At 35.2% G+C, this 12,662-nt stretch carries 3 protein-coding genes; all 3 read right to left on the bottom strand.

Going from position 1 to position 12,662, the window contains the following annotated elements:
• Nucleotides 1–107: 107 nt before the first annotated feature.
• A complete protein-coding gene (locus ACNQF6_RS08600; RefSeq protein ID WP_417965023.1) occupies nt 108–6,623 on the bottom strand; it encodes a DUF8202 domain-containing protein in 6,516 nt (2,171 codons plus the stop codon).
• Between the two features lie 846 nt (nt 6,624–7,469).
• Nucleotides 7,470–7,685, bottom strand: coding sequence for a hypothetical protein (locus ACNQF6_RS08605; RefSeq protein WP_417965025.1), 216 nt, complete (start codon nt 7,683–7,685; stop codon nt 7,470–7,472).
• Between the two features lie 51 nt (nt 7,686–7,736).
• Entirely contained in the window at nt 7,737–12,326 is a 4,590-nt protein-coding gene (locus tag ACNQF6_RS08610) for a M14 family zinc carboxypeptidase (RefSeq protein ID WP_417965027.1), read from the bottom strand.
• Nucleotides 12,327–12,662 lie beyond the last annotated feature (336 nt).

Below are 12,662 nucleotides of genomic sequence, written 5' to 3' on the forward strand. Positions count from 1 at the left end.
TATAAGCGTTTTTATATTGTCTAAAAAACGACTTTAATTAAAATAAGTGAAGTTTTTTAGTTCCCTCCGGTAGTGAGAAATCTTTTTTTAAGTTGGATTATTTTAAATTATTTGATACTAATTTTTTTATTGATATTTCCTTTAGTGGTTTTTAATTTTACGATATAAATTCCTGATGTTTTGTTTTGAATTGGGATTTTAATGCTGGTTTGTTCCTTGTCAGCAACATCCCATGTAGACAGTAATTTTCCTTGAATGTTGAAAAGTGACACGTTAACTACTGTATTGTCATTTGATCTATTTGTAATATTCAAAACATTATTAGAACGAGTAAAGACTACTTGAATACTATTCTCATAAATTATATCCTTTACATCAAGAGTTTTATCCTTAAAGCGTAATGAGAAACGTTCCGTGAAATACCCTTGAGGAAGTTCTACTTCATACATTTTGTTTTTTATGCTATTATAGGTATCCGTTTCTTTATCGTAAATAAAAACATTTTGGCTCTCGTCGAAGTTTTCTAGAGCATCAATACCAAACGATACTTTTCCATTAGCCTCTGTTCGAACACCAATAGGGAAGGAGGCATTTTCATCAAAATAGCCTTCTCCTTGTATGGCTAATTCATTCTCCCCATTTAATAAATACATATCACTTGGAGAATCATCTATATTGAAAGCATCGTAACCATCATTCATCTCGCTATTTGCTTTCTCATCCATAAAGGCTAATAGCGCTTGTCTGTGGAATGTTTTGTCAATAACATTAAATCCTAGACGTATTTTTTTATGGGTGTCTTTCTCAATAGGAGCATTGCTGTTGTCTGTCCAATGACTGGAAGTTTTTGGACTAGCGGGAATTCGATATATTTCTTGTGAAACTCCAGTTTCGTCTTCCTTATGAAAACCTCTTTGGCTGTTATTAAAAGTTACTGCGCCGCCTGTTGTAAGGTTACCAATCACAAAGAAACCTTGACCTACTGGAATGAATTCGTTGGGGATTAACTTACTTGCTGTACCCGCTCCACTTATGAAATCTACACCAGTAGCACTTGGAGCGAGTCCACCAGATAGATTTCTGATGGCATAACCTCCTTGATAGGCTGCTAAATTATGCGAGTTATTAGTGGCATAGTGTTCCCAGAAATACAAAGTACCGTCTATTGATGGGGTATTAGTTGTGTTTGCGATAACGTTAATATTATCATTAATAAATTTAGTTGCATCTAGTGCTGATGGATATGGATTACCCACTAGTAGCAATTGATCAATCCCCACAGTATTTGTTATAGTTCCATTGTTAGGTTTTCCTAAAAAGGTTAGGTTTTGTGTTCCTGTAGTTCCTGATCCTTTTAAAGTAAATCCCTTACTGGCTGATAAAGTTCCTGTTTCACCTATTTGAGTCCAATTGGCGTAGTCATTTCCTAAATTATCAAATTTATAAATCCAAAAACGAGCTAAACTAAATGGAGATGTTGCTCCATCATACCCATTAATCCAGTTTATGGTTCCTGGTGCGGCAGGATTTGTTCCATCTCTTAAAACTCCTGCTACGGTAAAGCTATTGTTATTTGTAGTATTGTTTATAGTTCCTACAGGTGAACTCCAATAATTATAATTGAATATATTGCCCTGTCCTTTTTGGTCTCTTTCTAATGAACCGGAACTGGTAGGGTCTAAATCACTACCTAGTTTTTGTATTAATTGTGACCGTCCTTCTAAATCTATTTTACCATTTATCTTTAAGTAATGTGAAACTTCAATTTGTGTGTCATTTGTAGCGCTCAAAGTATTGCTATCAACAAATAATCCTAAAACGGTTTTATTTCCTGGTGAAGTAATATTGTGGGTAGTTTTCACGATATTCCAGCCAATAGGAGTTATGTTATCAACAATAGATAAGCTATAGGGTAAATCTTGTACGGTACTGTTAGTCCAAGTTCCTACAGTTTCCCAGTTTCCATTTGTGGCGGACTCATAAGGCAATGGAGCAGTTTGTGAATCTACTGTTGTTAGATTGCGGAGTGCAGCTGTATAATTATTGCTTGAAATATCTTTTGCATTCGTATAAGTATAGGTAGACATCGGATAGTATGCATTCAAATTTGACCATGGAACACTGCTAATATCATTCAGTGTGATAGTATTAGGTACTACTGCACCATTAGTAAAAGTAGTGTTGTTTCGTATTTCCTGATTCATTACATAACGAAATTGTGCTTCGGTAAGGGCTACATTCCAGACACGAACTTCATCAATTGAGCCATTAAAGAGTGAAGTAGGTGTTACATCATCTGCTGCTGCAATCAAGAATGATTGAGTAGTAGCAGGAACGTTAGGCATAGTGGTATTGCTTACACTTGTTACACCATCAATATACATTTTTGCAGTTGTTGTTGTACCATCATAGATTACACCTATATGATGCCAAATTCCTAATGGAATAACTACATTTGAAGTTATGGTATGTTTTGTACCCCCTACCATCCAGCTCATTTCTGCTCTTCCGGCTGTATTGATGCTTAAATCATACCCTTCAGTAAACGAACTGTTTCTTTTTGAGAGTATGGTTTTATCAGTACTGTTTCTATTTACCCATGCCGAAACAGTAAACGAACTATTTAAGTTCAATACTTTTCCTGCATCTAGATAGTCATTTACACCATCAAATTTTATACAACGTACAAAGGTTCTATCTGGAGCATATCCAAAAGTGATGTACTTAGTTCCATTAAAGTCATAGGTAGTTTCTAAATTACTTCCATTTGCAGTCATGATACGATGTTCAGCAGTAGGATTAAAAACAGGAGTATCTGATATAAACATTAGATAATCTCCGGGAGGTGTTATAGTTGCTGAAAGCATCGTAGTCGGTATAGATACTTTAGCAGTAGGAACATTTCCGCCAGTTTCTACTACTTTCCAGGTTCTTCCTATGGATATAAAATCTACATTTGTTGTTAATGCTGGTGTAATACCTGAACTAATATTTACAATAACGGGTGCTTGTGCAGTTAGGGTTCCATTATTGTTACCCCAAATAAGGAAATTTTTATCGTTACAAGTAGCTGTGTTCAGTTTATTTGTTGGTAATATATCAGTTAAACCAATTGTTATATCGTCTATACTATTTACTGTTTTAGATTGTTTCTGATATAATTGAGAATCTTCATCTCTTCCAACTCCTGCGATGTCATAATTAAAACCTGAATTTGCACTAGTGTTCCAAATGATGTTTCCAGCTGAATCGATATAGTCTACATCATTGAGTCTGGTAGTCATGCTTACTCCAGATGCATTACTGCTACTGGTAGCATGTAGCGTTATTCCGTACTTTAGTCCTAGATAACTTTGTATTTTTTGTTGGTTTAGGACACTATTGGGAGCAGTATAAGCAACTACTTCTGAAAGTCTCCCATTTAAGGCTGAAAAAGCTCTACCGCTGATTCCACTTCGTCCAGTTCCTAAATAGAAAGGTAAATTTCTGTATTCATAAAAGTTTAAAAGTTGTTGATCGCCATTATTACCTGTTTTAGCGGTAGTATTGTCTATTTTTATACCATTTTTATATATTTCTGTTTGAGTACCGCTTGCATTTGTTTTTACGTTTATGATAAGTGGTTCGTTGTAGGTTACGGTTGATGAGCTAAACGCTATGCCGTATGAATCAACACCTGGTGCGGGAGAGCCAGTTCCATTTATAAAGCTACCAACACTGTGTGAAATAACTTCGTCTGGGTTGTAGCGGGCAGTTGTGTTTCCTAATCCTAGCCCAGTTGGGTCTTCATGGAATCCCTCATCAGAAAGTTTTCCTCCCAAGGGAATTTGTCGCCCGTTAGTTCCCATCGTATTTTGTATTATATCATTGCTAAATACCACTATAAAATAATCTTGTGAGTACAAGCCTCCTTTACCATTCATGTAATCCTTGTTTGCAGCGTTGAAATCAACAACAGGATTAAAGTTGATGTTTCGAGTACTATTATCACGAAAAGTAGGAGCGTCACTTATTAATGCTTTTACACTTTCTTTGTTCACTAAATCGGCTCTTGTAGTATCATAGGCTTGGTCTTCCCATGCTGTCAATGCTGTACCATCTGTAACGGCTATTCCTGCATTACTTTTAAACCAGAGACTAAGATTTTGTTTTACTTGGGCAGGGGCAATAGGAGATAGTGCTAATGCTGCGATAGGATTTCCTTCTACGGATATATTGTCAAAAGCTACTCCAACATTATTAGTAGTACCGTCTGATTTAAACTGCACTCTGAAACGTACATTGGCTTGATTTCTAAATGTAGCATCTGCTAATGTTGTGGTGGCTCTTGTAAATCGAGCAGCGCCTATTCCTATTGGTGTAAAAGCTAAAGACCCTGCGGCATTATTATTACTCCATCCATTACTTCCTAATGCGCTTACTGTTGGAGAGTTATACCAATTTATTCCACTACCATTAGTTCCTAATTGTACAAAGGCACCTCCGTTAATAGAATATAAAATACGCATACCATCTCTATCAGCTTCGGTATTATAGCGTACATCAATATTGAACAATAAATTTTCATAACCAGTAAAATTATAAACGGGACTATCTATTTCTACAATTGAATTGCTATTATAAGTATTATAATTATTAAGTCTCCAAAAAGAGTTTTCGCCAATCTCTGCAATTGTTGCTGGAAATGAAGAGGTCCAAAGCCAAGAGCCATTTGTAGAAGTGCTATTTGTCCATCCACCATTTGTTGCGTCAAAATCTTCATAAAACAAGGTGTAATTTCTATTAGTGTTAGCATCTAAATAAGTTACAGTAATGTCTGCTGTACTGGTACCACAACTACTTGTTACAGTCCATCTAAAAACATAAGTTCCTATTGCAGGTACAGTCGCTGTCGAAGAACCATTAGTACTGTTACTAAAAGTTATAGTTCCTGATGGACCTGAAATTTTAGTCCATGCTCCTGATCCAGGACTAGGAGTGTTTCCTCCTAATGAGGTTGAAGTCAGTGACCCGTTAACAGTTATAGCGTTACTACTTACCGTAGCAAATGAACCTACAGCTACTACTTGTGTTTTAGAAGCCATTGCAATTCCGCATGAACCTCCAGCACTAGTAAGAGTTAGAGTTGCTGTTCCTGTATAAGCAGCTGGTGGTGTCCAAATAGTTGTGTTCGGTGTGTTTCCGGTATTATTAGAAAATGTTCCGCCAACTCCTCCGTCAGACCAAATGGCACTTGTTGCACCTCCTCCAAATGATCCACCTAATGCAACCGTTGTAGCGCCTTGACAAATGGTTGCTAATGCACTTCCAGCGTTTGCGGTTGGAGTATTTGAAGTTACTGTCAAAGTTTGAGCCGTACCATTACCGCAAGCATTAGAAGGAGTTACACTTACAGTTCCTGAGGTTCCGTTTGTAGTAACCGTAATAGCATTTGTTGTTCCGCCAGCAGTTTGAGACCATCCAGCCGGAAAAGACCAATTATAAGTAACTCCAGCAACATTGGTTACACTATAGCTTTGTGATGTACCACCACAAAAAGCAGTACTTCCTGTTATGGTACTAGGTTGTGTGGGAACTGTTATTACTGTAACGCTGGCTGTATTACCACTACTTATACCATTTGTACAGTTGTCTGGTGATACACCACTTGAAAGATTGGTGATTTGAATATTTGTTAGTCCTACGTTAGCTAATGCTGTTGTAGTGAAACTTCCTGTTCCTGCTGTATTTACAGTCATTGAAGCAGTGCTTGATCCTGTATTAGTACCCGTAATTGTATATGAAACAGTATAAATTCCAGTAGGTAATCCTGTTGCTGAGGAAGTAAGCGTAACTGATGCTCCATTTGTAGTACACAATGGTGAGGCTATTGAAGTACCTGTTAAACTATATCCTGCTACTGGACAAGTCCAAGTAAGAATTACTTGCCCGTTTGCTCCAAAACCTCCAATTCCATTACCAGCAGTTCTCAAAGCACCACCACCACCACCACCAGGAATAACTCCAGGTAAACCATTTCCGCTGACCCCGCTTATAAGTATTCTACCATTACCTCCATTACCTCCTCCTACAGGTGCTACTCCTCCTGTAGATGTAACTCCTGTATTACCCGCTGATCCAGTACCCGCTGATGAACCACCGCCACCTCCATAAGTACCCGCGAGTCCAGTAACTCCAGCTCCTCCACTGAATTTTATTGTTCCTATGCTTGTAGAAGCTAAACCTCCAGCTGCTCCTGTTGTTACATCGTTTGGAACAGATTGCCCGCCTTTTGCCAGAACAGTACCCGTTGTCGAAAACCAAGAGTCTAGTCCATCTGCTGTTGTAGTGCTTCCAGTACCTACTGTCACTGTGTAGGCAGGGTTTAATGCATTCACAGTTACTGCTGATGATGCGTAAGCACCACCACCACCACCACCATATCCGTTGGTACTAGTGGATCTTGAACCCCCTTTTCCACCACCTCCCCATGCTTGAGCTGTTACAGATGTAACCCCAGCAGGTACTGTAAAAGTTCCTGATGATGAATACGTTTTTGGAGATTGAGAAAATCCAACTGAAGTAATAAATAAGAAAGCTAAAGTTAAAAATATTTTTTTTGTAAAAAGTATAGTTTTATTCATAGGGTTTTGATAATGTATTTATTTAGGGACAATAGATTGCCCAAGTATAAAATCATTTACGTATTTATTCTTTATTTGGTTTTAATTATCAGCTTATTAGTGCTTTACATAAAGTAATTTAATATGTCAAAAGTAAAATATTTATTCCTAATTACAATGCCTTTTTAACGACAAAAAGCAATTATTTACGTTTAAGTTCAATGTTTTATGATTTTTAATACTTTTTATCAAAAAACGAAAATTAATCAGGTAGTAATAAACACGTTGAATCAAAGAAAGCTACTGTATTAGGATAGCTTTTTTTAAATTCAAGGTATTGCAGTAGTAGTGTTTAATAAAACGTTCTATTGTAGTGGTTTTTTTATTAGTTGTTTCCAGTAGGCTTACAGGAGAAACATTAATGGTGTTATTGAATAATTTACCTTTTATAATGGTTTGACTAATTACATTGTAAATTTTAAATGTTGCTTAACTTGAACTCTATTTTTATTTGCAGATTCAAAATTTTATTCATAAGATGGATATAAGTTCAAGTAACGGAGAGTCTTATAAAATTACCGGTAGATTTTAAAATGGTTTTGTTTATTACTTATAAATCCTATATTTCATATAATTTCAAATTACGCTAGTAAAAAAGTAAAAGCCAAAGATTTAATTCATCGATATTGATGAGCTTAAAACTTTGGCTTTGTTGAAATAAAACACTAAATTTTACAATAGATTTTATTATGCATTATATAAATTTTTCCTAATAGATGCATTTGATCTAAAAAAGAATCTATTTAATTTTGATTTAATTGGACTTAAAATTTAAAAGAAATTCTTGATAAAAGATGGATTACTATCTTAAATAGTTTGTTCTTTTCTGTTTTTTCTAAAAGTATAATAGGCAAAAATAATTCCAGCTATAGCTAAAAATATTAATTTACCGTTTATAGGCATAGGAGGCTCTCCACCCTCTAAATCACCATCAGAGGTATCATCACCAATTTGAGCAAATACCAGAACGCTTGACAAGAGGCAAAAGAGAGTACAGTATAATTTTAATAGAGTGTTTTTCATTTTTCGATTTCTTTATTTGATTTTGGGCACTTATTAAACAAATAGCATTAATTAATAAACTATTTTTTTAGTAACCACTTCGTTTTTATCAGATGTTATTTTAATTATCAAAGTCTGCTCTGCTGCATTAAAATCCTTGATCAAAGTTTTAGTAGCATTTATTTCTTTTTGCTCAAAAATGATTCTTCCTCTAATATCAAATAGTGTTACGTTCTTCATAACTGTTGAACCAGAATTGATATTTAATATTCCTTTTTGATTGAAAACAAGTATTGTGTTTTCATTAAATATAGGTGTTTCAATACCTAGCGTTCCAGTATTTTTATACATTAATTCAAAACGGTTGTTGAATGTTCCAATTGCTGATGAAAAAGGATATTCACTTTTTTTCAAATCATGAATAGAACCATTTAATTTATCCATCAAGAATATGTCTTGTTGATTTGCAAATAATCCATCAACATGATCTATAGCAATACTGTAGTTTCCACTAACATTAGTTTTGAAAGTAAGAGGGACAATATCAGTAGCTACAAATGGTAGGCTTCTTCCTTGTATAATAAATTCTTCATTTTCTATTAAAGAGTTTAAGGCAATAGGATTGTCATTAATGTATTTTCCGTCTATTGTTGCATCAATTCCTGTAGTTGCGTCAGTCATGTAAGCAATTAACATCTGGTTGACAGGTGATGTAGGAGTAGATAGGTTTAACCAAATTCTATTTCGCTCTATATTTTTAGTTCTTAAAAACTGGTCAGCATTATTACCTAAACGCATAGCATTTGTGAATGAAATAGTCGTAGAAGTAGCTTTGGCAATAAAACCCTGACCTACCTGAATAATTCCATTAGGTTGAATACTGCTCAATCCGCCTGCGTTAGCAGTACCGCCAGCAAGAGTGTAAGTTGCATAGGATGAACTTAAACTATTGTTTGTTTTTCTCCAAAAGTACAATGCTTCAGTAATATTATTTGTTGAAATAAAAGTATTGGCATTGATGGTAGAAGGATATGGATTTCCAATCGCATTGTACGTATTATTTGTAACAGTTAAGTTATAGTTTCCATTGTTAGGAACACCTTTGAATTCACCTTCCCAAATTGTTGGCGTTGTGGGGTGATTATTTGGCATACGAATTAAGTATCCGGTTCCTGACGCAAAATTAGTCGTTGATGCTATACCACTGTAAAAATTTGTTGAAGGGTTATAAGTATAAAAACGATTTGGTAATGTAGATGGAGAGAATAATTGCAATTGCTGACCAGATACTGGAGCTGACCATAATACATAATCTAAAAGCATCAAAGAAGATGTTTTTCTTTTTACAATAATGTTTCCGGTGTTTCCATTAGTGTTTTTGGTTTGAACCAAGTTAGCGTTACTTTCAAATGTTAAAGAAGCGCCAGAAGCAACATTTACATCACCTGCAATATTGAAATTAAACCCTGAATTTACTTTAACTACAGCGTTGTTGTTTACAGTAAGACTACAAGCAGTAAGGTCTGTGTTTATTATTAGATTTGCTGATATAATAGCATTCATACCTGATACGGGTTCACTATTTGACCAAGAGGTTCCGTTCCAAGTTGTTGTGCCAATTACTATGTTTTGGTTAGCGGTTACACTTTGACCATTTCCATCGTTAAACGTCCAAGTTACCACTGTATTTCCAGGAGTTGTAATTGGGAATACAATAGGAGTAGTTCCTGTAATCGTTCCTGTACAAGCATCAGTAGTTGTAGGAGGAACAGGAGTTACCGAACATTTTCCTGTTATATCTGCCAAAGTTGGAGTTACTGGAGCAACTGTATCATCAATAATTATATTTTGATCAGCTGTTACAATATTTCCGTTTCCATCATTAAATGACCAAGTAACTACAGTTGTTCCTTGAGTTGTAATTGGGAAAGGAGTTGATGTTGTTCCTGTAATTGTACCCGCACACAGGTCAGTTGTTGTTGGCGGTGCCGGTGTTACTGAACATTGCGCCGTAACATTTGCTAGTGTTGGTGTTGCAGGAGGTGTTGCATCATTGATTGTTACGTTTGCTACACAAGTATTAGTTTGTCCGTCAGCATCAGTTACTGATAATGTTACTGCTTGAATTGTGTTAGCATGAGTACAATTGAAGGTGTTTGGAGAAACTGAAATTGCAGTGATAGCAATATCGTCGGTAGATCCATTATTTACATCAGTTGTAAGCACAGTTAAAGAACCACTGCTGTTTAATGATAGCGTAGCATTTTTGCAAATGGCTACTGGAGGTGAAGATATAATTTCTATTACCTTGAAATTGTCAAATCTAAACCCTTTAAAAGTGGTGTTGTAGCCATGATTTCTATTGTTAGAATCAGTTCTAAGAATGAATCTGAACTTTACACTGGCTTTATTAAAAAGCCCTGAATTTTCGGTTGCGCTAATGTAATATTCTTCTAATACCCATTTATCAAATTTATCTCCATCATACAAAGCTTGTCCATCAGGTTGGAAGCCTTTGTCGCCTACTGTTTTTGATGTTGTTGAAAGTGTAGTGGAGTAATCGGTAACTGCTGTTGTAGTTCCTGGTTTTGTGTATTTTCCGTTCATTGTAATCCAAGTTGTTCCACCATCTGGTGACCCTTGTAATTGAACGTAGTCAAAACTTCTTTCTAGATCCCATTTGGCATTAAATTGAATGGCAACTTGTTGTTTTCCTGCTAATGAAATGGCATTAGTTTGTGTTAGATTTGCATTAGTTACTACGCTCGCGTATGCTGCGGCAGTATTTGTTGTAATACCTGCAGTTCCTCCAAAACCATCAGTAGTGGTTACAGCCCAAGAAGTAGTTCCTGCTGCAGTCCATCCAGCCAAAGCCAGTGTGGTTGGGTTAGCTAATGAAGTAAAAAGGCTTGTTGGATTGTAATATTTTTCTATTCGAGTTTTATAAATAATGTAAGTTCCATTAGATAAAGTCACTTCAAATTCAATTTTTTCTTTAGCAGCAATACTTGGACTTAAAGTAAAATTTACATCAACATTTCTTTGTTGTAAAACTGTCATTCCAGACTGAACTGCTACATTGGCAATAGATAGAATATTTGAAGAAATAGGAGTAACAGTTAGGGTGAAATCTCCGGCAGTTTGACCTACTCTTTCTAGACCAAAGTTTAAAGTCCCGCTAGTGCTTGTAATATCTGATTTTGTTAAATCGTGTAATTTAGCATATACACCGCTGTAATAAGCTGCAATAAAATTCATTCTTACTGCTCTTTTTGCTATTGGAGTTATCTGAATTGGTGTAGGCCAAAAACCACCTTCACCTGTTGTAGCTCCATTTTCAGGTGTCCAACATAGTGTGTTCTTACCTGAACCTTCACTCATCCAGTCATTACAATTTCCATTGTTCCAATAGCTGATATTAGGGCTAGATCCGTAGGCATATCGGCTGAATTGTGTCATATCATGCGAATATTGGTAGTATTCATTTTCTCTTCCTGTTAGAACAGGAGCATTCGTTTCAATATTATTTGTTCTGTAAAAAGCAGCTCTACCATGAAGGGCAGCATTTTTGTAGGCGTGGTGATTTACCGATGTTTTGAAATTATGCAGTAAGAAAAAATCTTTTATAATTGTAGTTTCAGCTTCAGAGAATCCTTCGGTTCCTCTATAGGTGTCATCACATCCGTTAGGAGAAGATCCTTGGTCGTCATACCCCCAATAAGTTCCCCAGTTTCTGTTCAGGTCAATACCATCTAAATAAGTAGAGCAATCTCCAGTTTCTCTTCTGTTTTTTCTTTGCATTCCTCCTCCAGTTGGTGATTGTGCTTGGTTGTAAGCCAATCCGTCAGGATTTACAATTGGAATAAAATAAAGGTCGTGATTGTCAACTAAATTCTTAACATCAGGATCGGTAGCGTAGTTTTCTAACAAATACCACATATAATAGGTTAGGTTCATCAAGCTAGACACCTCTCTAGAGTGTGTCATTCCTGTATATAATGTTTCTGGTTTTGTGCCTGATATATTTGAATTTGAAATTTTTACTACATAAACGGGTCTACCACCTATTGTACGTTGATCTGTGGGTGATGCATTTACTTTTGCTGTTATTAAGTTTGGGTACAAACTTCTCATCAAGTCTAGTTGAGCATTGGTCTCGTCAACGGTTAAACAACCACCAAAAGAAGCTCCTAATTGAAAATTTGTTGGGACAGCCCAATCAATTTCGGTGTTTTCAAATCGATGCGTTATGTTGCCATAAGTAGTTGATTTTATACTTGTATTTCGGGCATTATTTTTACCTGATGTTTTAAGTAATTTGAGGTTTGTCTTGGCTTGAGGTAAGTCTTTTACAGCACGTTTTGCATAAAATCCTTCCATATCAGAAACAATAACTTGATAAGGTGTTATTGTTTTAATTTTTGACTCTTCATAAGTAGAAACTTCAATAAGTAAATCACCATTTGAGTCAAATTGAGAACCACAATCTAAATCAAGTCCAATTCTTCCCAGTTTGTTCATTAATTCTGGTGTAGGATTAGCTATTTTGATTTTTTTATAAATTTCTTTGGTTATTTTTCCTGTTTTGTCTTTTGATTGCGAATAAGAACTGAAAGAAATAAAAGCAATTAAATATAATACAATAAAGTAATTTTTTTTCATAAAGAGTTGTTTTGAAGTCCAAAAATAAATTAAATTTTTAGTAAAAACAATATAAATATCGATTAAATGTATTATTTAACCGATTAAATACGTTTGGAGTTGTTTTTGGTATGTTAAAAAAGTTAAATAACTTAAATTTAGATAAATTAATAAAATAAATTGCTTTTTGCTATTGATTTTAACCGGGTTTTATTGTGGTGTAATTCTTTTTTTATTTGGTTATGTCTAGTCCTGAAATAGCGATACACAAAAAGTACCGTTATGGAAAATCCTCAAGAAAGTCGCTATGTAAAGCGTACTCAAAAAGACTACTCGATGTCTTTTAAATTACAAATT

This window comes from Flavobacterium pasteuri, assembly GCF_048286615.1.
In the GTDB taxonomy this organism is placed as follows: domain Bacteria; phylum Bacteroidota; class Bacteroidia; order Flavobacteriales; family Flavobacteriaceae; genus Flavobacterium.

Excerpts from the sequence above, each read along its gene's own strand:
- ACNQF6_RS08600 (WP_417965023.1), bottom strand. The coding sequence starts at position 6,623 with ATGAATAAAACTATACTTTTTACAAAAAAAATATTTTTAACTTTAGCT.
- ACNQF6_RS08605 (WP_417965025.1), bottom strand. The coding sequence starts at position 7,685 with ATGAAAAACACTCTATTAAAATTATACTGTACTCTCTTTTGCCTCTTG.
- ACNQF6_RS08610 (WP_417965027.1), bottom strand. The coding sequence starts at position 12,326 with ATGAAAAAAAATTACTTTATTGTATTATATTTAATTGCTTTTATTTCT.